The sequence below is a fragment of the Blautia sp. CAG:237 genome (genome assembly GCF_000436615.1).
GTDB classification, from domain to species: Bacteria; Bacillota; Clostridia; order Lachnospirales; family Lachnospiraceae; genus Blautia_A; species Blautia_A intestinihominis.
On sequence record NZ_FR886712.1, the window covers coordinates 45,354 to 69,847 of the forward strand.

At 45.1% G+C, this 24,494-nt stretch carries 21 protein-coding genes and 1 pseudogene; 2 read left to right on the plus strand and 20 right to left on the minus strand.

The genetic code is table 11. The features are described 5' to 3' along the window. Positions 1-473 (minus strand): annotated as a pseudogene (gene secA / locus QZL69_RS04615) (preprotein translocase subunit SecA); the annotation flags it as partial. A 329-nt stretch (positions 474-802) separates the two neighbouring features. Between secA and QZL69_RS04620 the strand changes: the two are divergent. Both QZL69_RS04620 and QZL69_RS04625 read left to right on the plus strand, forming a co-directional pair. Next, positions 803-1,171: a NusG domain II-containing protein gene (locus tag QZL69_RS04620; protein ID WP_022214057.1), complete on the plus strand. Its 369-nt coding sequence runs from the start codon at positions 803-805 to the stop codon at positions 1,169-1,171. A gap of 30 nt (positions 1,172-1,201) precedes the next feature. After that, complete coding sequence (locus QZL69_RS04625) at positions 1,202-1,687, plus strand: Gx transporter family protein (RefSeq protein WP_022214058.1); 486 nt, start codon at positions 1,202-1,204, stop codon at positions 1,685-1,687. A gap of 155 nt (positions 1,688-1,842) precedes the next feature. On the opposite strand, the gene QZL69_RS04630 is transcribed toward QZL69_RS04625, so the two are convergent. From QZL69_RS04630 to dapB, 19 genes are all read right to left on the minus strand, one after another. Beyond that, a complete protein-coding gene (locus QZL69_RS04630) occupies positions 1,843-2,889 on the minus strand; it encodes an FAD:protein FMN transferase (RefSeq protein WP_022214059.1) in 1,047 nt (348 codons plus the stop codon). Positions 2,890-3,033: 144 nt separating this feature from the next. Further along, a complete protein-coding gene (locus QZL69_RS04635; RefSeq protein WP_022214060.1) occupies positions 3,034-3,873 on the minus strand; it encodes a 4Fe-4S binding protein in 840 nt (279 codons plus the stop codon). Further along, positions 3,873-4,436 carry an FMN-binding protein gene (locus QZL69_RS04640; RefSeq protein ID WP_022214061.1) on the minus strand — a complete coding sequence of 188 codons (564 nt, stop codon included), beginning with the start codon at positions 4,434-4,436 and terminating at the stop codon, positions 3,873-3,875. The genes QZL69_RS04635 and QZL69_RS04640 overlap by 1 nt, the downstream gene beginning before the upstream one ends. 39 nt (positions 4,437-4,475) lie before the next feature. Beyond that, the gene (locus tag QZL69_RS04645) at positions 4,476-6,266 is read right to left on the minus strand and encodes an FMN-binding protein (protein ID WP_022214062.1); all 1,791 of its coding nucleotides are present in this window, start codon (positions 6,264-6,266) and stop codon (positions 4,476-4,478) included. 85 nt (positions 6,267-6,351) lie between these two features. Next, positions 6,352-10,068 (minus strand): penicillin-binding Tp47 domain C-containing protein, encoded by a 3,717-nt coding sequence (locus QZL69_RS04650; RefSeq protein ID WP_022214063.1) that lies wholly within the window; start codon positions 10,066-10,068, stop codon positions 6,352-6,354. A 218-nt stretch (positions 10,069-10,286) separates the two neighbouring features. After that, the gene (locus QZL69_RS04655) at positions 10,287-11,876 is read right to left on the minus strand and encodes an inositol monophosphatase family protein (RefSeq protein WP_022214064.1); all 1,590 of its coding nucleotides are present in this window, start codon (positions 11,874-11,876) and stop codon (positions 10,287-10,289) included. Between the two features lie 11 nt (positions 11,877-11,887). Continuing rightward, positions 11,888-12,721, minus strand: coding sequence for a DNA-3-methyladenine glycosylase family protein (locus QZL69_RS04660; protein WP_022214065.1), 834 nt, complete (start codon positions 12,719-12,721; stop codon positions 11,888-11,890). Positions 12,722-12,736: 15 nt separating this feature from the next. Next, positions 12,737-12,916, minus strand: coding sequence for a DUF6472 family protein (locus tag QZL69_RS04665; protein ID WP_022214066.1), 180 nt, complete (start codon positions 12,914-12,916; stop codon positions 12,737-12,739). Positions 12,917-12,933: 17 nt separating this feature from the next. Then, positions 12,934-13,710 (minus strand): glucose-1-phosphate cytidylyltransferase, encoded by a 777-nt coding sequence (gene rfbF / locus QZL69_RS04670; protein ID WP_022214067.1) that lies wholly within the window; start codon positions 13,708-13,710, stop codon positions 12,934-12,936. A gap of 178 nt (positions 13,711-13,888) precedes the next feature. Further along, positions 13,889-15,280, minus strand: coding sequence for a radical SAM protein (locus QZL69_RS04675; protein WP_022214068.1), 1,392 nt, complete (start codon positions 15,278-15,280; stop codon positions 13,889-13,891). 211 nt (positions 15,281-15,491) lie between these two features. Then, positions 15,492-16,013 (minus strand): nitroreductase, encoded by a 522-nt coding sequence (locus QZL69_RS04680; protein ID WP_022214069.1) that lies wholly within the window; start codon positions 16,011-16,013, stop codon positions 15,492-15,494. A 12-nt stretch (positions 16,014-16,025) separates the two neighbouring features. After that, a complete protein-coding gene (locus QZL69_RS04685) occupies positions 16,026-17,114 on the minus strand; it encodes a class II aldolase/adducin family protein (protein ID WP_022214070.1) in 1,089 nt (362 codons plus the stop codon). A gap of 140 nt (positions 17,115-17,254) precedes the next feature. Beyond that, positions 17,255-18,022, minus strand: coding sequence for a phosphoribosylformimino-5-aminoimidazole carboxamide ribotide isomerase (gene hisA / locus QZL69_RS04690; RefSeq protein ID WP_022214071.1), 768 nt, complete (start codon positions 18,020-18,022; stop codon positions 17,255-17,257). Positions 18,023-18,183: 161 nt separating this feature from the next. Next, positions 18,184-18,627, minus strand: coding sequence for a hypothetical protein (locus tag QZL69_RS04695; protein WP_022214072.1), 444 nt, complete (start codon positions 18,625-18,627; stop codon positions 18,184-18,186). Positions 18,628-18,756: 129 nt separating this feature from the next. Then, complete coding sequence (locus tag QZL69_RS04700; protein ID WP_022214073.1) at positions 18,757-19,677, minus strand: ABC transporter permease; 921 nt, start codon at positions 19,675-19,677, stop codon at positions 18,757-18,759. 2 nt (positions 19,678-19,679) lie between these two features. Beyond that, entirely contained in the window at positions 19,680-20,750 is a 1,071-nt protein-coding gene (locus QZL69_RS04705) for an ABC transporter permease (protein ID WP_022214074.1), read from the minus strand. Continuing rightward, entirely contained in the window at positions 20,747-22,276 is a 1,530-nt protein-coding gene (locus QZL69_RS04710; RefSeq protein ID WP_022214075.1) for an ABC transporter ATP-binding protein, read from the minus strand. Before QZL69_RS04710 ends, QZL69_RS04705 begins: the two co-directional genes overlap by 4 nt. Positions 22,277-22,360: 84 nt before the next feature. Further along, entirely contained in the window at positions 22,361-23,356 is a 996-nt protein-coding gene (locus QZL69_RS04715) for a BMP family protein (protein WP_022214076.1), read from the minus strand. Positions 23,357-23,724: 368 nt separating this feature from the next. Beyond that, positions 23,725-24,483 carry a 4-hydroxy-tetrahydrodipicolinate reductase gene (gene dapB, locus QZL69_RS04720; protein WP_022214077.1) on the minus strand — a complete coding sequence of 253 codons (759 nt, stop codon included), beginning with the start codon at positions 24,481-24,483 and terminating at the stop codon, positions 23,725-23,727. Positions 24,484-24,494 lie beyond the last annotated feature (11 nt).

The following is a 24,494-nucleotide window of genomic DNA, read 5'->3' on the forward strand; positions in this document are numbered from 1 at the left end:
TCGTTGAGGACAACGCCTACAGTCAGTCCGAGGAATTCATGGACTTTACCCATCCACTCAGCATCTCGTTTTGCCAGGTAGTCGTTGACAGTTACGATATGGACACCCTTGCCTTCGAGAGCATTCAGGTATGCAGGAAGGGTAGACACGAGGGTCTTACCTTCACCAGTCTTCATCTCAGCGATACGCCCCTGATGGAGAATGACACCACCGATGATCTGTACACGGTAATGCTCCATGCCAAGAACTCGTTTCGCACCTTCACGAACAACTGCAAAAGCCTCCGGAAGAAGATCATCCAGTGTCTCTCCCTCGTCCAGACGTTTACGGAATTCTCTGGTCTTGTCTCTCAGCTGTTCATCTGTTAATTTCTGCATTTCCGGGCGAAGAGATTCTGTTTTCTCTACCAGTGGCATGATTCTCTTTACCTCATGCTCACTACGTGTCCCGAATACTTTTGAAAATATATTCATACTTTACTCCTGTTTGTCTTTATTCTTGTTTGTTCTTCTTATTTCCCATTCTACAACTCCTGCCCACGGTTTCATGACCGCCCGGCAGTTACTCGTTATGGCTTACTTAACACCTTAACGTCACATCTTCTCTATTTTACCACTTTCATAGAGGGAAAACAATGAATTTTTAATAAACAAAATGTGTCCAGATTTTTGGCAAATCCGCTCCTGTTCGTTAGTACTAACTTTTTCTTGTCATACACAGACAGATATGCTATGATTGATTCTATATGGGAACCTGTAAACCGTAACAAACTAACATTTATCTAAGACAGAGGTTTATTTATTTGAAGAAAAAAGAACTGACATTTATCATTGGTATCGTAGTTTTTGCCCTGATCCTGTGGGGCGGGATGTATCTGGTGCGTCAGGGGCATTACGGTTCGATCCGGATCACGGTAGATGGTGAAGAATATGGCACGTATTCTCTTTCAAAGGATCAGGTGATCTCCATCGGAGATACCAATGTATGCGAAATAAAAAACGGCGAGGTCAAAATGATCGAGGCCGACTGTCCGGACCATCTCTGCCTAAAACAGAAAGCCGTTGACAGCACCGGCGGAACGATCGTCTGCCTGCCGAACAAAGTTGTGATCGAGGGGGAAAAGGGTTCCGGTTCCGATGAAACCTCACCGGAATTTGACACTGTTGTCTGACTCTTATTCTACTTTACAAAGGAAAACATTATGAACCAGAAAAAAATCGCCAATCTAGGACTGTTTGCCGCAGTTGCGATCATCTTTGGCTATGTAGAATCGCTGATCCCGTTTTTTGCGGGGATTCCGGGAATGAAACTTGGACTTGCAAACCTTGCGGTACTTTTTATCCTTGAGAAATATACATGGAAGGAAGCGGCACTTGTCTCCGCTGTGAGGATCGTTGTGATCGGGTTTATGTTTGGAAATCTGTTCAGTATCCTCTACAGCCTCGCCGGGGCTGCACTCAGTCTTACCGTTATGACTCTTATGAAGAAAAAATCTGGCTTCAGCATTCTTGGAATCAGCGTCGCCGGGGGCGTGTCACATAATATCGGGCAGCTTATTATTGCGAGTCTGATCACGATGACGTCCGGGCTGATTTATTATGCGCCGGCGCTGTTGATCTCCGGGGTGATCACCGGATTGCTGATCGGGACTCTGACAAGTGAGGTTTTGAAACGTATTCGGTTCTAGGAAAAACCAAAGGGGACGGGTACAATGGCACTAAATCGCCACTGTACCCGTCCCCTTGGTCTTATGCATCGTTTTTAAAGTATAATTCATTTCTCGATGCTCAAAATAATTTTAACACCAAAATAAAGCATCGCAAAATCACATTTGCTCCTGAACTATTGCACAACCTTTACGGTGTAGGTGTTCTTCATTAACTCAAATCGTTCTTTCATCCCGTCCGTCAAATAGATATTCTTGTCTTCATCCACAAACATTGCATCTGCATCATATTTCTCCAGCAGTTCCATTGCATCATCCATTCCAAGAACGAAACATGCGGTGGAGAGTCCGTCTGCCAGAAGTCCATTGTCGCAGACGATCGTCACGGAATCTAATCCGTTCCATACCGGATAGCCCGTCTTCGGGTCCAGGATGTGGTGGTAGCGTTTGCCGTCTTCCATGAAATATTTCTCGTAATCACCGGAGGTAGAAAGGAACTCGCCGCCTTTGATCGTGATCGCGCCGAGATAATCACCTTCTGTGTCTCTCGGGTCTGTGACTGCTACTTTCCATGGGGAATCGTCTGGTTTCTGTCCATAAGCCATGACACTGCTGCCGCCCAGGTTCAGGATCATTCCCTCGACTTCTTTCTGGTCTTTGAGAAATTCTGAGATCACATCGCAACCAATCCCCTTGCCGGTCGCACCCAGATCCAGAGTGGTATCCTCTGCCAGAGTGACTTTGTTCCCATCCAGAGTCACGTTCTGATAGCCAACATCCTTAAGAAGTGCTTCAAGCTCGGACTGCTCCGGCACATGCGGGTCCTCGCCGTCGATATCCCACAGACGGATCACCTTGCCAAGTGTCGGATCGAAAGCTCCACCTGAATCATCAGCAAGCTGCTCGATCTGTGCAAGATACCCGGCAAGCTCATCGGAAACTTCCGTCATCTCCCCCGCTGCCGCATTCAGCTTCGAAATCTGTGAGTCCTCGTCCGTCCAAGACAGAAGTCCGCTTTCGATCTCCCGGAGCTTGTTTCCGATCTCTGCGTTCAGGTCATCTCCTGTTGTATACAGCGTCTCAGAAACTACCGTATCCATCGCAAAATCTGTATTTGTATATTTCTCCGCATCTTTCGCCAGAACCGGCACTGCTCCCATAAGCGTGCCACAAAGCATCACACCTGTCAGTGTACAGGCGATTTTTTTATGAAAATTACGCATATATTTCTCCTTTATAACCGAAATACGCATCCGCTGTGACATACAACGAATGCGTTTTAATTTTTCGGTTATATCTTACCACAGTTTTGTTTTTGCGGCAAGTTATATATTATTAACTTGTTACTATTCGCAGTAACTTCACCATTATTTTGAAACAGCTGCACTTTTCTCTCGCTTCACTGGTGTTTTTGAAACTGCTGCTTCTTCTTTCAGTTCCTCCACTTCCTGTCCGATCTGGATATTCTTACGCGGGCAGGTTGCCTCGCACGCATGACAGCAGATACATTCACCGGAAAGAGGGGTATCTCCGTCAATATCAAGATGTGCAGGGCAGCGTTTTTTGCAGAGACCGCATTTGGCAGGGCATTTGGAACGGTCTCTTTTGAATAACGCTGACGGCAGGATCGGCATCAGCGCAAAAACAGCTCCCATCGGGCACAGGAACTGGCAGAAGAAACGCTCCTGTGTACACATGCCAATCAGGATCAGGACAAGTAAGATGATTCCGATCTTGTAAGAGGCATTTGGAAGTTTCCGCGCTGTCAGCATGGAAAATACATCCCACGGGCTCATTCCCTGGAGGTTTGCATACCATCCGGTGAAAATGGAAAGGAGGATAAATGCCAGAAGGATATATTTCACTTTCTGCAGACAGCGAACCACTTTTTCCGGATATCCATGTCTGCCTTTCTTATGAAAAACTTTCTGGCGGATAAATAAGGTCAGCTCGTACATGGCATCTCCCAGAGAACCAAAGGCACACGCATATCCGCAGAAATGTCTTCCGAACAGTACCGTGATCAGAAGCAGTGCGCCTGTAACATCGAGGAAGGAATTCCATGTCACCGGCTGTCCTGCCGCGATCGCCTGAAAGATCGACTTAACTCCCGCAAACGCGGTGGAAAAAAGTGCCGGTGCCACAATGAAAAATACAAGCTGTATGGCAGCCCGGATCAGACGGACTTTTCTCTGCCTTTTTTTCATCAGTTTTCCGCCTTTCCTAATGCATCTACAACTGCATTGATGATTCCGGTAGAGCTGAAGGTTGCTCCGGAAATGGTATCAACATCTGTACTCTGTGCGGAGAGAATGGAGCTGATAACGCCCTCTCCCTGTGAGAGATAAGCAGAATCCTCGCCCGGTGCGCTTGTCACCTGGATGTCGGTGATCTCATCGCTGGCAAGTGTTACCTGAACCTGAATGGTTCCACCAAATCCCTGTGCTTCACCTGTGTAGGTTCCGTCTTTGTATACATTATCAGCATCAGATATGTCTGCATTGCTGCTGTCCGCAGCTGTGATATCACCTGCTGTCTCCTTTGAAGAAGCGTTTGCGGCTGCAGCCTTGGCTTCTTCCTGCGCTTTTGCCGCATCTTCGAGGGCAGTCAGCATTTCCTGCTGCTGTTCTTCCAGCGCACTCACGCGGTCTGTAAGCTCTGTGATCTCCTGTGCCTGTGTATCATTTTTCTGCATAAAATTATAGCCCAGGACTGCGCCGATGATCAGGATCAGGCACAGAACTCGCATATAAAAACTATGGTATTTCATTTTTTCTCGTTACTCCTGTTGATTATTTTTTAATATGTGTTAATTCTGAGCCTGACTCAGTGCATTCTGAAATGCCTGAATAATGCCCTGTGAGGAAAAAGTTGCCCCAGATACAGCATCCAGACCGTCAGCTGACTGACTTCCCATTACCTGATTATAAATAGAATTCCATGCTTCATCAAAATACTCTTCATCATCAAGTGTACTGTAGGATGCTTCAACAATCTGTCCTCCGGAGATAGTAACTGTTACTGTTACGCTTCCTGCTCCATAATTTCCGGCTCCGCTTCCCGTGTAAGTTCCATCTCTGTATCTTCCTGCCGGTTCTTCAGTCGGTTCCGGTGTTGGAGTCTCTGTCGGAACAGCAGTCGGTTCCGGTGTTGGAGTTGCTTCTGGTATTACCGTTGGAGTTGGTGTAACAGTAATTTCCGGTGTCACTGTTGGAACTGGGGTTTCTGTTGGGGTTGGCGTAATTTTTGCACCTTCCAGTGCTTTCTGGGTTCCACCAAGAATTCCATTCGAAGAATACGTTGCTCCGCTTACGGTATCAATTCCATCTACAGACTGTTTTTCCAGAATTGCAGGCTGTAATACTTTCCATGCTTTCTTAAAGAAAGAATCTGTGTCTGTGTTCGTATTCGTCAGTTCTATAATTTTTCCATCCTTAATAGTTACTGTAATATAGACAAATCCAGAATACCCTCTTGCTCTCCCTGTGTAAGTACCATCCTGATATTCAGAAGTCGGTGTATCTGGTTCTGGGATATCTGGTTCTGCTGTCGGAGTAGGCGTAGCTGTTGGTTTCACAGTCGGTTTGGCAGTTGTTGTCTCTGCTTTCGCCAGTGCTTTCTGAGCAGCTTCCAGAATACCATTGGATGAGAAAGTTGCTCCACTTACGGTATCTACGCCATATACGCCCTGCTTCTTGAGAATTGCAGGCTGAATCTTAGACCATGCTTTGCTAAAATATTCCTTCGTATCTGTATTTGTATTTGTGATTTTTGTGATTTTTCCGTTTTTGATGGTAATTGTCACTTTAACCGGTCCGTCAAAGCCTTCTGCTTCTGCGCTGTATGTTCCGTCTTTATAGGTCACATTTTCTGCCGGTTTCGGAATAGATGCCGGTTTTGGTGTTGGTTTTGCTGTTACGACCGGCTTCACGGTTGGTGTCGGTGTTGTCTTTGCATCTGTATTCGCCGCTTTTGACAGAGCATCCTGTACTGCCTGAATGATTCCATTGGAGGAATAGGTTGCTCCACTGACAGCATCAACATTCGGAGTCTGACCGGAGATCATCCTGCTGATCACCCCCTGTGCAGAGGCAAAATAAGAAGGAGTTTCGCCGGAGGCACTCAGAACATCAATCGAAGTAATTTTTCCACCGGAAATCGTTACCTGAACACTGACCGTGCCTCCAAATCCTGTGCCGCTTCCCTGATAAGTACCATCCTTATATCCGCCTTCCGGGACGGATACAGTCGGAGTAGATGTAGTTCCCTGTCCTGTCGCAGAAGTTTTCTGAGATTCATCCGGAAGTGTTTTTGCCGTTCCTTTTTTGATTCCGGCTTTTGCCTTTTTGGAAGCAGTTTTGCCTGTTTTTGCTGAAGAAGAAGTTCCATCTGAAAAATCCTCATAGGAATATGCTGTTGTAATCAGCCCGGTCAGTTCTTCTGCATCCTTAACATCGGCACTCTCTGACTGTACTTTCTGCGTACTTCCGGCCTTTCCCTGAACGCCAGTCACCGCCACTGCTGCGATCACTGCCGCTGCCGGAAGAAGCTTGATATAATTTTTTCTGTCCGGAAAATCCTTTTTGTCCTGTTTTTTCATAGTGTCTCCTGTATTATCTCAAAACGTACAAAAGCAGGGGCTGTTAAAAAACGGCCCCCGTCTTTTGTGCTGACTTTATAACTTTTTATTTTACAGTTACTTTAAATTTTGCTGTCATGCCGCTGCATTTCACAGTGATAACTACTGTACCTTTCTTAACGCCTTTTACAACGCCCTTGGAAGTTACAGTTGCAACGCCTTTGTTGCTGCTTGTGTAAGTAACTTTTCCAGTTGGAACTGCACTTACTTTGATGGTAGTTGTTTTGCCTCTGTTGATTGTTGCTGCTGTTCTTGAAAGTTTCAGAGATGCATTTTTAACAGATACCGTTACTACCTTTTTCAGCTTTCCTACCTGAACTGTGATCTTAGCGGTTCCGGCTTTTTTCGCTCTTACAACACCTTTGGAATCTACGGTTGCAATGTTCTTGTTGCTGCTTGTAAATTTCGCAGTTCCGGAAACACCGCTCTTGGTCACTGCGATTGTTGTAGAAGTCTGACCTTTTGTATAAATAGTTGTTTTTGCTGCTTTTGCTGCAATGCTCGGATTCTTAACAGTTACTTTGCAGGTGATCTTTGCTTTTCCGGCTGTAGCTGTGATTACTGCTGTACCTGCTTTCTTTGCTGTTACAACACCTTTGGAGCTTACAGTTGCAACGCTCTTGTTGCTTGTTGCATATTTTACTGTTCCACCGATTGCAGATGTTGCTTTCAGTGTATAGGAAGCAGGTGTTCCTCCAACATAAACTGTGACAGCTGTTTTGTTGATGGACATTGCATTCTTGACAGTTACTTTATAAGTTGCTGTTTTTCCATTCAGAGTAGCAGTGATGTTTGCTGTACCTGCTGCTTTGGCTGTTACAACACCCTTGGAGTCTACAGTTGCAACTTTTGTATTGCTGGATTTCCATGTTACAGTTCCTGCCAGGTTGGTTGTTACCTTGAGGGTTGTAGATGTTTTATCCTGAGTATAAAGTGTTCCTGAAGCAGCGTTAAGTTTGAACTCAGCTTTTACAAGTGAATCAATTGCTTCTCTCAGATGTGTAATCTGCTCATCAACGCCATTCTGTGTCTGTTTGTCAATATTTGCAAGCATTTCTTCGCACTCTTCAAGTTCGTTTGCAACATTTACCCAGCTTGCCGGAGTATAGTCACTTTCTTTCAGTGCTTTTGCTTCTGCGATCACTGCCTCAAGTGCAGTTGTATCCACTTCTTTTTTTGCTGGTTTTACAATATTTGCATCTGTTGCCTGGAACTGTACAGTAAAGTCTTCGTATCCAAGAGCATATACGGTCAGTGTCCAGTATCCTGTTCCGTCGTATCCTTCTGGAAGCTGGCAGCGCAGGGATTTTGTAAGGCCAAGCTGAATACCCATAGATTTGTGCATCCAGTTATCTGCTGCAAATTTTGTTCCGTAAGTCTGAAGTGCATTTGTGCAAGTGCTGTCGTTTCCATAGTATGTCCATTTAACAGCCTGCATTGCAGCACCAAGATCTCCGTATCCATCTCCTGTAAGGTCAACTCTCAGGAACTCACCATAGTTGCCACTTGCTTCTTTTACAGTTGTGGTAATATTTTCTGCTTTTTTGAGGGCTGCATCTTTAACACCTGAATCTGTTCCATTTGCTCTTGCGCTGAAGCTGAATGTACCATCTTCATTCTTTGTAGCTGTCTTAAGACCATTTGTATTTGCCGTAACATCTGCTGTCAGATTATAAGACTGAAGATTAAATTCTCCGTATCCACCAACCAGTGTTCCATCATTTTCTACTACTGTATAAGCCTTTTTGAAATCTTCATAATCCGAAGTTTTTACTTTAACCGGTACATATTTCAGACCGCTTACTTCATAGTCAAGCATTTCATCTGTTGTACCATCTTCAAATGTAAGAGTTCCCCTGCTATATGTAGCTTTTGTTCCGTCTGTGAATACAACTGTTGACTGTCCTTCCCAGTAAGAAACGGCATAAGAACCTTTCTCGCCTTTAATAATTGCAGTTGTCTGGAAGCTTCCTCTGTGAAGACCGTGGTTTGTAGTTGCTCTTGTTACAGTATCAAACGCTCCAAGGTCTGCCTCACCTCTTGTATCTTTGTCTGCTGAAGCAGTTGCATCACCTGCTGCATATACACCTTCTGCTGCCCAGTACTGAGCCCAGGTAAGTCCTGCATATACATATTTATATTCTGCAACTTCATAATCGAACGCAAAATCATCATATCCGCTGGAAGTTACAACAAATTTAGTTCCGTTTGTTACTTCAATACCTGTAAGATCCAGTGTTCCGTCTTCTTTGACGATCACTTTTGAACCTTTTCCGGTGGCCTGATAAGTCTTATCTCCTACTGTTACAGCAGTGATTGTCTTGATGTAAGCTGTCAGCTGCTCTTCTGTAGAGCCTTCTGCCGGTACAAGTTTACTGTTTTCAGCATCGTAAGCTGCCGGTACAGCTGCCTCTTTTGCAGAGAAAGAAGCCTGGATCGGTGCATATTCGCCATTTTCATCGCTGATAACCAGAGTATGGGAACCTGCTGCCAGTGTTCCGGTTGTGATCTTGCCATCTGCATATGCAACTTCTGTTCCGTCAACAGTATATTTTGCTGCAAAACCTTCCGGAAGAGTGCCATCCAGAGTGACTGCTGCTTCTGTATCTGTTGTATGAATGTTTGCAACTGTTGCTTTTACGCCTGTTTTTGTCAGAACCTTTTCATCATTAACATCAAATGTGATAATTCCCTTGTCAGTGTAATAAGTAACACTGTCAATGGTTTTTCCCATCATGGATTTATAATGTTCAGATGAAGTCGGGCATCCATGAACACTTGTAGTAAAACCTGTGCACCATGCCAGTTCATAGCCTTTCCAGATATTTTCCAGATGACGCATACCGTACTCTGTACCATCTGTTGTATTAACCGTTGCACCATAGATTTTATCCGTGCTTGTACTGATCAGGGAAGAGAAGGTTTCATTATTGATCTTCAGCTGATAATCTCCATATTTGCTCTGTGTTTTCAGTTCTGCTGTTGCTTCAACTGTTTTCTCCTGTGCACCCTTAACATCACTGAAGGTAAAGCTTCCATCTTCATTTACTGTCAGTTCTTTATAATAACCCGGAACTTCTGACAGTACATAATAAGAGTAGGAAGCATTCTCGATCAGAGAATCTTTTCCTGTATAAGTATTGCTTGCTGTCTGTCCTTTGTTTGTGACTGTGATCGTTACGGAATCATCGTCTGTCACCTTTTTCTGATCCTTCAGAAGTGCAAGATCACTTACTTTAACAGGGAAGGTGACACCTGCCAGATTTGTTCCTTCTACATCTGTATGATAAGCTGAATTTCCATTCATCATACCCGCTGTTCTGGATTTGTTCAATGTGGCAGAGGTAAATGCATCGACTTTGACATCGTTATTCTTTAATTCTGCCTTATAGAAATCGTCATAAGGAATGTTCATGAGAACGTATGCTTCGCCTGTTGTCTGGTCATCGCCTGCCTGATCAGAAAACTCGTCCTCTGTTAACTCGGAGCTGAACAGATCTTCCTCAGAATCAGTTTCTGCTGTGTCTGCATCCTCATCTTCTACCACATCTACATCTGCAGTATCATCAGCAACTTCTTCTGTATCTACCTCTACTTCTGTCTCAGTCTCCGCATCCGGTGTTTCTTCTACTTCTACAGCATCTGAAACTACATCACTGTCTGAAAAATCAGCCGCCATTGCAACTGTCGGCATACTTGTCATTGCCATAGCTGCACTGAGCACTACCGGAGCTACTTTCTTTAACAATTTCTGATTTGCCATCTTCTTCCTCCTCTTTCTTTCCGTTAGGTATTTCTAACTATTATTTTATACCACAAACCTATATTCCTGTCTATATTTCAGTTAGAATTTTCTAACCTGCGAATTGACTTTTTTTCTCATTTAACATCTTATTGATAATTCTTTTTCAATAAAAGTATAACAAAATACACCTGTTATACCAGGTAAACATTCCCGATACAGCAGGTGCATATTATTTGTCATTTATTCAGTTTTACTTTTGTGGTCCCTTCTGCCGAACTGTCTCTCAGTCTCTCAAAAGCTTCTTTGCTTTCTTTCCACGCTTTCGGTGTACCGCCGATGATCGAGCAGCCTTCGTGGAGTGTGATCGGACTTCCGTCGATCTGTGTGATCACGCCACCGGCTTCTTCCAGGATCACGGATGCCGCCGCATAATCGTATGGCTGGAGTTTCAGTTCCAGATAGACCGTATTGCTTCCAGATGCCGCACGGCAGAGTCCCAATGCCGCTGAACCGCCACAACGGATGGAAAGGCTGTTCTGGAACATATCTTTGACCACACGGAACAGACAGTCGATTCCGGCTTCGTTGTATCTTGCACAGCCGAACTCCACGATTCCCTCCGTGACGGATTTATCCGCAAGCTGGATCCGTTTGCCATTAAGGTAACTTCCCTTGCCGCGGATCGCAATATACATATCATTAATGTACGGATGATAGACAAAACCAGCGATCATCTGATCCTTATGTGCAAGCCCGACAGAAATACAGCTGTGATGATAATCAAACATAAAATTCGTCGTGCCATCAATCGGATCAATATAAAAGGTAAACTCGCCATCTGCCTGTGCACCGGCATTTCCCTCGGTATCTTCTTCTCCGAAGAAAGTTGCTCCCGGAAGGATCTCGCTGAATCCTTTGATCAGGAACCTCTGGATCTCCATATCGTAATCGGTACAGAAGTTCGCAAGCCCCTCTTTCTGATGGATCATTGCATCGGATGGTCTGGCCTTGACCATCTTTTTGCCGGCTTCGCGGATCAGACGCTCGATCGCACGGTATCTGGAATCCATTCGTTCCTTCGGATCTTCTTTGATCTCAGGTGTGGCATTTTCTTCCATTGCTTCTGAAACAGAGCGGTCCATGGATGGATTCTCCGTCATTGCATATGTGCCGGAAGATTTCTGCTCCTCATCCGCGGATCTCCATGGTGTCACATCCCAGCCGCCAAATCTGCGAATCGCACTCTCAATCTTTCTGCGGCTTCTGTCAAATCCCCAGTACCAGATTCCACCGAGAAGTCCGCCCACTGTATTAAAGAACAGGTCTGCAAGCTGGAAGGTTCCCAGTTTGAAAAACAACTGACAGAACTCGATGCCGAGCGAAAACAGGAAACTGATCTTGAAACTTAAGATCAGGACATCTTGAATACTTTTTTCCTTATAATGGTCTCTTTCTTCCTGTGCCCAGAACAAAAGGACGATGAACGGAAGAAACAGGATCAGGTTTTCAAAATTCTCTGTGTAAAGCTCTCCATTATTATGTAAACTCCAAATGCCGAGCACATGATCCAGAGGATTTCCCCAGATTGTCCGGCACAAAAGTGTCCGAAACAGCATCATACTTACATAAAATACCAGGAAAAAATGTTTCCTGAACCAGCCGCTTGTGCGGAACTGACGGATCCATGCCCGAACCACTGGACCGGCTCCCTGTTTCCTGCCAAGCATATAGACGCACATGACAAGTGCCGCCAGCAGAAGGGATGCTCCCGCTGTCTGGTAGAGCGCTGCCAGAACATCTGCGATGATTTTTACAACATATTCCATAGTCTGTCTCCTCATTTCGTGCGGTGAATATCCGCCGCACCAGTCAGTTCATAATAAAAAATATACTGCTGCATGATTCCCCGAAGTCCGTGATATCTGCGGTTCGGGAATCCTCTTTTGTAGTGTATGTCCAGAACCTGGCGGATATGTGTGTCGATCGGGAATGCATCCATGTGGTGAAGTGCAAACAGACAGATGCAGTCAGCAACCTTCTCTCCCACGCCGCTGAGTTTCATCAATTCCTGTCTTGCCCTGCGATAATAACACATGCGGTAAAGTTTCTCCAGCGAGACCTCTCCGCTCAGAATACTTCGTGTCGTTTCCACCAGATATTTCGCGCGATAGCCCATTCCGAGTGCCCGGAGTTCTTCCTCCGTCGCCGTTCCCAGCTGTTCCGCTGTCGGGAAAGTCCAGTATTCCACGCCTTCCTCAGAATATTTCTGCTCACCGTATCGTTTACATAATCTGTCAATGCATCCACGGATCCTGGAAATATTATTCTGCTGTGAGATCAGAAACGTAATGATCATCTCCCACAGATCCTGACGCAAGATCCGGATGCCGCTCCCGCACTCTGCCGCCGCACTCAGGTAATGGTCACGTGGATTGATCTTCTCGATATAGCCTGCATAATCCGCATCAATATCAAAGTACGGAACCCAGTAACAGAGAAATTCCACATCACTGCAATGAAAAGTTACGATCGTCCCTTCCTGTGTAAGTTTGAGATACTGATCTCCTGCGATCAGTTCATACGTGTTTTCTTCTGTCTCTCTCATCCGGAAACACTGACCGGACTGACAGATCTGTTTCAGGCTGAAATTATCCAGCTCTACTGTAATCATATTTTTCTCCGTCCCCTACATCTGATGCCGAACTACTCTGTATTCATCTCCATTGCGATAATACGGGCATTCTTTATATTCTGTGCTGATAAAACGGTAATACTCGTCCTCGTCCAGATTTACATCGCAGTAATAACTTTCACTTTCTTCGTCATATACATAATTCGCGCAGTAATCGCAGCTTGTTGCTTTCATCTGTTATTTCCTCTTTTCTATTCCCAGATCTTCCACGGTGCATTTCCGCTCTGCCAGAGACTTTCCAGGAGATTTTTTTCACGAAGGGTGTCCATGCACTGCCAGAAGCCCTTGTGGCGGTAGGCATTTAACTGTCCCATGCGGGCAGCCTCTGCCAGAGGATATTTCTCAAACACAGTATCATCCCCTTCAATTAGATCCATGATCGAAGGCTCCAGGACCATGAATCCGGCATTGATCCAACCGCCGTCTTCTTTTTTCTTTTCTTTGAAGTTGGTGATCGTTCCATCGTTTTCAATATCAAGGATACCGAAACGTCCTCCCGGCTGTGCCGCTGTGATCGTCGCCATTTTGCCGTGGGAGCGGTGATACTCGAGAAGTTCTTTGATGTTGACATCAGCCACGCCATCCCCGTAGGTCAGCATGAACGTATTTCCATCGAGATATTCCTTCACACGTTTGATACGTCCGCCGGTCATGGTATTGAGTCCTGTATCGACCAGGGTGACTTTCCACGGTTCCAGGACATTGTTGTGCACGATCATCTTATTTTCCTGGGTAAAATCAAAAGTGATGTTGCTGTTGTGAAGATAATAGTCTGCAAACCATTCTTTGATCACATGCTGTTTGTATCCACAGCAGATAACAAATTCATTAAATCCATAAGCAGAATACATTTTCATAATATGCCAGAGGATCGGCTTCTCCCCGATCTCGATCATCGGCTTCGGCTTCAGATGGCTCTCCTCGCTGATACGGGTACCAAAACCGCCTGCTAAAATTACAACTTTCATATTTATTCTCCAATCCGTTTTATCTGTTTTGCGTATGATATCCTATATTCTAATACAATCCCCGCAAAAAAGAAAGCATTCCGCCTGACATTTATAAGTAAAAAACCGCCTGCTCACATCCCTGGTCTCAGGAATACAAGAAGACGGTTTGAGGATTTTTATTTTATCGAGGTGCAGATTATTTTGCTGCGGCTTTCGCTGCCTTTGCTGCTTTTTCTTCCTCCCACAGTTTGTCTGCTACAGGAGCCCATTCTTCTGCATAATGTACGCATTTGCTGCAGAGATGTTCCGGTGTTTCCTGGGACTGGAGGTCTGTGGAATGTGCGCCGGATTCCTTGACGATACGCTGCAGGATCTCCGGGTTCTCCAGCATCGGGCATGGACGGAGCATGTTGTCATTGAATGGCTGGTTATCATGGTAAGCCATGAACAGCGGCTGTTTCAGGATCTCGAGAATTGTATTCTCGTGAATATTTCCATTAGAGTAATGAATAAATACGCATGGTTCTGCATCACCGTTTGCATTGATATGGAAGTAGTTTCTTCCACCTGCGATACATCCTCCTACGAATTCACCATCGTTCTGGAAGTCCATGGTAAAAATTCCAGGGCCGTGTTCCATATTACGGATCTCTCTTACACGATTTTTCACATAAACACGCTGTTCCGGATTCAGAAGCAGATCAACGGAAGCCGCGTTTCCAACCGGCATATAGTGGAAATACAGAGCGTAACGGCATCCTTTGTCGATGAGCATCTGGATGAACTCTTCACTGGTAACACTCTTGTAGTTTGCGCTTGTGTAGCAGATAGAGGTACCAAATACAAGCCCGTGCTCTTTGAGCAGGTCCATCGCATGCATAACTTTGTTGTATACACCGTTTCCACGACGCATGTCGTTTACGTCCGGCTCACCCTCTACGCTTAAGCCAAGGAACAGGTTTCCGACTTCCTGCATCTGTTTGCAGAGTGCTTCGTCAACCAGTGTACCGTTGGTATATGCAAAGAAGACACAGTCGTTATGTTTTCTGCAAAGTTCGATGATATCTTTCTTTCTTACCATCGGCTCTCCGCCTGTCATCATGTAGAAATAAACGCCCAGTTCTTTACCCTGTGTTACGATAGAATCCATATCCTCAAAAGAAAGATTCAGTTTATTTCCGTATTCTGCTGCCCAGCATCCTGTACAATGCAGGTTACATGCGCTGGTCGGGTCCATCAGAATGATCCACGGAATGTTGCAGTTATGGATCTTTCTCATCTCACGGATGGTTTTGGTTCCATTGTAAAGAGCCTCAAATCCAAGATTCATCAGTGTGGTCTTGAGTACATTCGGGTGGAGATCCTTTACGATCGATGTCACGTAACGGTTCAGTGTGTATTCCGGATTACAGGCAACTCGTCTCAGATAATCCCAGTTTACTCCTGTCTGAAAATCTTTCATATGTTTCTCTGCAGTGTCAATGATCTTTTCGTATGCTTCCTCCGGGTTCTTGTTTACCTGTCCAATTGCATAATCAACTACTCCTGAAAAAACGGTCTTGGCAGCTGCATGTGTAAGCTTATTCATTACAATTTCCTCCTCTGTTCCATCTTCCCTATTACTTTATCCGATTTACTGGATCCGCATTCCTCAAAATGGAAGAAAGCCCTCAGGTGCTTGTTATTTTTTATTTCTTATATTATATTCGCGGATTCTTTCCTTTTTCAATGGACAAAAAGAGGTCGATGGTAAATTATCTTACCACCGACCTGATCTGTAAGGTATTGTATTTTCTTTGTTATTCTACGTAATAAACATAAGAAGCTTTTCTTGGTGCGGCCTTCGGAGCATCACCGTCTGCATAACCGAGGATGCAATGTCCGATTCCTTCATAATCGCCCTCGATTCCAAGAGATCTGAGGAGTTCTTTGCCTTCTTCACTCTCGAATTCTTCTTTGGCTCTGTGGATCCAGCAGCTTCCGATTCCCTGTGCTTCTGCTTCCAGCATCAGATTTCCCATAACGAGGCTTCCGTCATAAATGTATGTCGGACGTGCCTTGTCAGCCAGCACGATCAGAACGACCGGTGCGCCGTAGAACGGATCGATCTCAACTCCCATGATCTTTGCATTCATGGCAGAAAGTTTATCGCGGAGCTCCTTGTTTGTCACAGCAATGATGATCGGGGACTGTTTACCCATTCCTGTTGCCGCGTAGGTTCCTGCTTCGATGATCTTCTCAAGTTTGTCCTGCGGGATCATGTCGCTTTTGTATTTGCGGATGCTTCTTCTGCTTTTGATCGTTTCAAGTACGTCACTCATGTTTTTTACCTCCTATTTCTTGCTGCGGTATGCTTCTGCTTCCCAGTGTGTAATGAAATATGTAATGTCATCTGTCATCTGCAGTGCTCCGCCAAAGCTCTCTGCATATACTGCAAGTTTGATGGCATCTTTGACCAGGAGCTGTGCTTTTGCAGCTTTTCCCTTGTCATCTTCCATGATAAAGCCGCCAACGCCCTGTACCAGAATGAGGCGTGGTTCTTTGTCATTCTCTTTCATAAATGCGTCCAGTGCTTCTTTTGCCTGATCGATATTCTCTACAAATAACGGATATGGTCCGCAGTACACAATATGATCCGGAGTAAATGGTTTCAGAAGCGGTGCTGCTGATGCTTTGTCCTTTACGAAATTGTCCATTTCTGCTGCCGGCACAACTTCCACCGCATGTCCCAGTAATTCGGAAAGTTTCTGCGCAGCCTGCTCTTTCTCCGGTGTGACAGCTTCGCTTACGTCAGCGGTTCTTTTAACCTGTTTCTCTAACTTACTGATGACGCCGTCAAATAAAACGCCAATCTCCTCCACAGTATCTGCCGCAACAAAAATGCCGTGATTCTGAAGCAGAAGAACCTGAACATCCTTTCCGGTTTCTTCTTTGTAGGCGTTCATTTTCTCGTAACAGATGCGTGCAAGTGTATATCCCGGTTTGCAGATATCGATCCAGAGAACATCTTTGCCCAGAAGTTCCTCGCAAAGTGCCTGTGCGCCCTTTCCGCAGGTCAGGCCGTTGACAAGAGTCGGGTGAACATGCAGTACATAAGTATAGGCAAATAAATTGTGGAGCAGTGCTTCTACGCTTGGACGTTTGGTCTTGTCATCGTCTGTCACCGCCGCCATGACATCAGCAAGGTATGCAGATTCACGTTTCACGTCATCGGACGGATACTCTGTTTTCATGATTTCATTCAGGCGTGCTCTGCTCATCTCAACAAATTCTTCTGCCTTGATTGTGGCAAGCTGTGTGCCTGAGCCCTTAACATAAAGTGTTGTGTCATCCTTGACAGAAGTATTTCCCCCACCAGCCAGAACATAAGCCGGATTACTTCCGTATGTGTTGGACATTTTTACTAAAGTTGAAAGATCCATAATTGAAATTCCTCCGTTTTTTTATCATTATAATAGGTTTTTGCTAATACCATATCTGCTATCTATCATAGCACATAAACAGACTTTCTGGGATGTTATTTTACAGATTATTCATAGAATTTTCTACTAATCATCCAAACTTACAGATTCTTAAGTGTTTCAAATGGAATCGTTCCGCCAAACAGATCCAGGGCACTTCCGACGGTCACATCAAGTCTGCCTTTGCCGTGAAGCTTCAAAAGTTTGATGTCCTGCATGCTTCCTACACCACCGGCATAGGTGATCGGGCGTTTCTGGTATGCGGAAAGGAGGTCCGCGAGTTCTGTCTCGATGCCGTTTGCCTTGCCTTCTACATCTACTGCATGAACGAGGAATTCATCGCAATGGCTTCCGAGTTCTTCCATCACTTCGAGGGTTACCGGTACGTCGGTAAATTTCTGCCAGCGGTCTGTGACGATGAAGTACTGGTTGTCTTTTTTGCGGCAGCTGAGATCAAGTACGAGATGTTCTCTGCCTGCTGCCTGTTCCATCCTGGCGAGGTTTTCCCAGGAAAGTCTGCCGTCCTTAAAAACATAGGAGGTGACGATCACATGGCTTGCTCCGGCGTTCAGATAGTCCTGCGCGTTTTCCGGGCAGACACCGCCTCCGATCTGGAGCCCTCCCGGATATGCCCTGAGAGCCTTAAGTGCCTGGTTTCTGGTGGCTTCGTAGTATTCAGAATCTTTTCCATTCAGAAGGATGACATGTCCGCCTTTCAGTCCGGCGTTTTTGTATAATTCTGCATAAAAAGTCGCATCCTGTCCGGATACGAAGTTTTCTTTTGCCTGGTCTCCGGCATCCTTGAGGCTGCCGCCTACGATCTGTTTTACTTTTCCATTATGTATGTCGATGCATGGACGAAATTTCATAGTCTGTTTCTCCCTTCAATATAAAACCCCCGGATTCTGATAGGTCCAGGGGTTTTGCATGATCCTGTTCAGGTTTTCCTGAGGATATCATAATATGGTTTTCTGTTTCATGCAAGCGTTTTTACTTTATCATGCTAAATTATTAAAACCGATATAAGATCTTATCGTCCCTCTACTGCATTTCCAACGGCATCGCCGACATCTTCCACCGCGTCACCCACGCCGTCGCCGAGATCTTTGACTCCGTTTCCGAGTGCACCTGATACTGTATCGTCGTTGTTGTCTGCATTATTATTCATATTTTCTGTATTGTTTTCTGCTGTTCCGGCTCCGTTTTCTGTCACGGTTCCGTTATCCCCGGTTCCTTCTGACATCGTATCGCCATTGTCTATCGCAGCATCGTCTGCACCAGAGTTTGCGTCTGCATTGTTTCCATTGACATTGTCGTTTGCCGTAGTATCATCCGCATTATCGCCCATCATATCATTTTCTTCCGTCACAGTTCCGGTCTCATCGGCTGCATTATTATTGTTTCCACAGGCAGTCAGCATTCCAAGCGTCATGATAAGCAATGTACCTGTCAGGATCCCTTTGAATTTTTTCATTGTCATTCTCCTTTACCATGGATTTTATCTTGTGGTAATAATATGTACCGGATTTCGAGATCCTATTCTGGAAGAAACTGGAATTACATAAAAAGGCATGTGCCACAAAAGACACATGCCCATGAAATTTTAATCTTCTTTTACATAATTTGCACCGAGTTTTGCAGGTACGTTGAACTGTTTTCTACATACGGTCAGTACGATGACCAGAATGTACGGCAGTGCACTGAACAGCTCACTCGGAACAGAGGAAGTTCCCATCGCTCTGACGAAGATACCAAGTGCATCGGAAATACCAAAGATGATTCCAAAGATCAGCGCGCCGACCGGATTCCAGTTTCCGAGGAAACAGATACCGAATGCAATCCATCCACGTCCGCCGATGATCTCTGCATTGTACATGCCGACGTTGCACAGCGGATAGTAAGCTCCGGCGATACCGCCAAGGCATCCGGCTACTGCTACTGCAAGAAAACGTGTACGTGTTACATTGATACCGGCCGCATCTGCTGCCTCCGGGTTTTCACCACAGGATCTCATGGACAGACCAAGAGAAGTCTTGTATATCACAAAGAAAATGATCGGCACCAGAATATACGTAAAATAGGTTACCAGGTTCTGGGAAAAGATCGCCTGTCCAATGATCGAGATCTTACTCAGAAGCGGGATCTTGATCGTCTTGAGGATGTTTACCTTAAGCGGTACTGTCTGGATACCAAAGATCACACGGTAGAAAAATGTACAGCATCCTGTCACAAGGATCGCAACAGCAGTTCCCATTACGATCTGGTGCTGATGCATGTAAATCGTCGTCACGCCATAAAGCAGTGACACGATCAGTCCGCATACCATCGCAAGCAAAAATCCGATCAGAAGATTTCCGGAAAGATAAGCTCCGATAAATCCTCCCCACGCGCCAACGAGGAAAATACCCTCGATCGCCGTTACCATCATACCTGTACGTTCTGCCAGAACCTCACCTAATGCGCCCAGAACAAGAGGCGTACTCATAAAAATAGCTCTTGTAATCAAATTCACAAAAATCTGCATACTCAAACCTCTCCTTTCTGGATCTTCTGTTTCTTCATGCTTCTGACTTCCAGTTTCTTTCTTACAAAGAAGGACATCAGTACGAACAGCATTACGAAACCGAGCATTACATCAATAACACTTGCCGGCGCATCTGTAGAATGGCCAAGTGCAGTACCTCCGACCTGGAGAGTACCAAACAGCAGTGCCGCAAAGATGACACCGATCGGGTTGGCATTTGCCATGATCGCAATACCGATTCCATAAGAACCGATATCGGATTCCAGTCCGGTAAGAAGCATATGCTGCATGCCATTGATCTCAGTGAAACCTGCAAGACCTGCAACTGCGCCACTGATAAAGAAAGCCAGCATGCACTGTGTTTTCGGATTGATACCCGACATTGCCGCTGCATCCTGATTGAATCCCATAACACGGATACGATATCCCATGGAAGTACGGTACAGGATGAACCAGATCACGATCGCTGCTGCAACCGCGATCACGATACCAAGTGAAACAGAAGTTCCATTGATGATCTTTGGCAGCCATGCGGAATTATCAATGTAGTCTGTTTTTAAATATTCATGCTTTGACTCCTGGAGAACAGTTCTCAGAAGGAGCTGCATAACATAAGTAATAACATAGGTAGACATCATACTTACAAGGAACTCATTTGCATTGAATTTCGCTTTGAGGAATCCAATGATGAATCCTGTAAGACCGCCGCCGATCATACTTGCAAGGCAGGCAGTGATCAGAACGACCGGTCCTGGGACTTTGGTCTGGAGCTGCAGTGTCACTGCAACCGCACAGATACATCCAACATAAAACTGTCCCTGTGCACCGATGTTATAAAGGTTTGCTTTGTATGTAAAAGCGAATGCAAGACTGGTAAGGATCAGAGGTGTTGTCTTTACCAGGATATTTCCCATGGAAAATTTATCTGCAAACGTTTCTGAAAGCATGATCTTGAGAGATTCTACCGGATTTACACCAAGCAGCGGCAAAAATGCAAAACTGATCACCAGTCCAAGGATGATCGCCAGAACGGTCCACAGCAGAAGCTCTGCTACTTTTTTCTGTTGTTTCATGATTCTGCACCTTCTTTCTCAGGCTGTACACCAGCCATCAGCAATCCGATCTTTTCTGTTGTAAGTTCTCCGTTTTTGAAGATTCCCATGATCTTTCCTTTATAGAGAACCGCAATCCTGTCGGAAAGTGCAAAGATCTCTGAAAGTTCTGTCGAAACAAGGAGAACTGCTTTTCCCTTGTCTCTTTCCCCAAGGATCGTCTTATGTACATAGTTGATCGCACCAAGGTCAAGTCCACGGGTTGGCTGGTCAAAAATGATCAGCTTGTCACCCATATCAACTTCACGGGCAACGACCATCTTCTGCTGGTTACCACCGGAGAGGCTTCCTACCGTAACAGTGTGGTCCGGTGCTTTGATCGCATATTTTTTGATGCTGTCTTCTGTATAACGGTGAAGTGCTGACCAGCGGATCAGTCCGTGATTGACCCATTTGTTCAGGTAACTGGATTTGAGGAGCATGTTTTCGGACATGGACATCTCTGCAACCATTCCATAACGATAACGGTCTGCTGCCGCATATCCCATACCAAGTTTGATCCTGTCTTTGACAGATTCGTTTGTGACATCCTCTCCGTCCAGTTCGATCCTGCCGGATGTGATCGGGATTCCTCCGTAGATCGCCTCACAGAGTTCCTGCTGTCCATTGTCGGAAACTCCCGCAAATCCAAGAACTTCTCCCTCATGGATCTCAAAATTGATGTCTTCCAGAAGCGGTGTATGGCCCTTCGGCTTAATGCTTAAGTCTTTGACCGCAAGGCGTACTCTGCGATTGCTCATATCTTCGGTTCCTGGTTTTTCCAGGGTTTCCAGTTCATGACCGATCATCATATGTGCAAGTTCTGTTTCAGAAGTATCTGTCTTCTTTACAGTACCGCAGATGCTTCCGTTTCTCATAACAACGATCGTATCAGAAACCGCCATAACCTCACGCATCTTGTGCGTGATAAATACTACAGAATTGCCTTTCTCAACATAGCGGCGGACAAACTCCATCAGCGTATCGATCTCCTGAGGCGTAAGTACAGCAGTAGGCTCATCCATGATCAGGACTCTGGCATTGAGATAAAGCGCCTTGAGGATCTCAACTTTCTGCTGAGTTCCTACGGAAAGATTCTTTACATACTCTCCTGCCGGAACCTGAAATCCGTACTGCTCTGCAAGCGCCTGGATCTCTTTTTCTTTTTTCTTGATATCCAGCTTTCCCTTACAGTTTCCGAGAATGATATTCTCTGTAACTGTATGTGCCGGAACCAGTGAAAAATGCTGCTGGATCATGGAGATACCAGCGTCCATTGCTTCTTTTGGTGTTGCGATCTTGCGTTCTTTGCCGTCGATCCAGATCTCTCCGGATGTTGCGTGGTACAGGCCATACAAAATCTTCATGATCGTACTCTTACCGGCTCCATTCTCTCCCAGAAGAGCTACAACTTCGCCCTTGTGGATCGTGATGGAAACATCATCATTTGCCAGTACTTTGGCAAAGCGTTTGGTAATGTGTTTCAGTTCTATAACAGGCTCATTCATGATTTCGCCATCCCCTTTCCTTATAAAATTGACAGTGCCAAAAGGCACTGTCAATCTGGAAACTCATATTCTCATCAACGATTGTTATTCTGCTTCAGAGAAATACTGTGTGAAATCGATCTTGCCATCTGTGATATCCTGTGTTGCCTGCTCAACTGCACTCTTGCATTCATCTGAAACTGCATCTGTATAGATTGCTTCAAATACGCCTTCTGCTACGCCGACTTCCTGAGCACCTTTCAGTTCACCGGAAGCGATTCCTTCAACGATCCAAGGATAAACATTTGACCAGTTCATATTTACAGAAGCAACTACACAGTCGCTCTCGTCGTTCTTATTAGCTGCAAATGCAACGAATTTGGCACCTTTTTCTTCTGCAGACTGAACAGCACCGGATGCACCTTCGTTGGAATAGCAGAATACGGTATCAGCACCATTGTCGATCATCTGGTCTGTCATGGATTTGGTTACGGAAACGTCTGTCCATGTATTCAGGAAGGATCTGTTTGCCTCTGCACCTTCGATTCCTCTTTCTTCTGCAACTTCTTTGGCTGCGCCTTCGTATGTATCAAGAAGTTTGACCATTGCTGCATTGGACTCGCCGCCCTCTGTTGCAAATTTACCATTTTCTGTTGTGTATCCTGCGATGATACCTGCAAGATAGGAACCTTCATATTCTTTCGGGAATACAGGAACCATGTTGTCAGAATCGCTTGCTGTACCATTGATAACAGTGTATACAGTGTCCGGATACTGAGGTGCTACTGCTGCACTAGCCTCATCAAACTGGCTTCCTGCTGCCATTACCAGATCATAGCCTTTCTCGCCATATTCTGTAAAGGTGGATTCAAATTCTTCTACCGGAACGGATTCAACAACTTCGATGGAGGTGCCAAGCTCCTCGTCACATTCTTTCGCTCCTGCATTGTTGCTTGCATTCCAACTCTGGTCATCAATGCTTCCCGGAAGGATCAGAACGATCTTCATTCCTGCATAATCTGCATCGTCTGCCAGTACCGGAACTGTCATAGTTGCTGTGAATAATACTCCACAAAGTGCTGCTGCTAATGCTTTTTTCATATTGAATTTCCTCCTTTTTCCCTCAGTTCTCCGGCTGATGTGTCACTTTTCAGTGACTTTTTTTGTTTTTTATTTAATACACGACTTTTGATATAGTTACTATATCACAAAAATTTTGAGAGTTCAATAATATTTTTGTACAATTAGTCGAATAGTTTTTTGTCTACTTTTTTAGTTTTTCGACATTTTCAACAGGCCTGTTCAGTCAAAGTTACGCCAAATGCAAAAAGGCGCAAACACCATATGATGTTTACGCCTTTGTAAATTCGATTGTTCTTTGATTGATGAGGTCATAATAGCACAATATTTTTTTGATTGCAAGAACTTTTTTTAGTTTTTGGCATGTCAAAAAAGCGTCCTGATGTTATTTATCCCTCGATCACATCAGCCATATCATATCTTCCTGCCGGTTTGCCTGCGAGGAATTTGGCTGCCTCTACTGCGCCCTTGCCAAAAACAGCTTTGGAATATGCAGTGTGCTTGAATTCGATCACTTCATCCGGACCTGCGAAAATTACTTCATGGTCACCTACGATGGTTCCGCCGCGGACTGCGGAGATGCCAATCTCCTTGTCGTCACGCATCTCGCGCTTCTGGCTTCTGTCATAGACATAGTGATACTGGTTATCCATAGCTTCGTTAAGGCTGTCTGCAAGCGCCAGAGCTGTACCGCTCGGTGCATCTACTTTAAGACGGTGATGACGTTCTACGATCTCCATGTCAAATCCTGCTGTTGCAAGAACTTTGGCAGCATCCTGAATCAGTTTGAGCAGGGTGTTGATGCCAAGGGACATATTTGCAGATTTGAGGACAGGGATCTTCTTTGCTGTCTCCTCTACTTTGGCAAGCTGTTCTTCAGAAAGTCCTGTTGTGCAGAGTACAACCGGAAGGTTACGCTCTACGCAGAAATCCAGCAGTGCATCTGCTGCCTTGGCTGAAGAAAAGTCGATCACTACATCTGCCTCTGTCTGACATGCTTTGATATCTGTGAATACCGGATATGTGGTGTTTCCTTTGTCTGCAATATCGATTCCGGCAACGATCTCTGCATTTGCATCCTTCGCAACCAGATCAGAGATCACCTGACCCATATGTCCACAGCATCCGTGCATAATAATTTTTACCATAATCTTAGTTT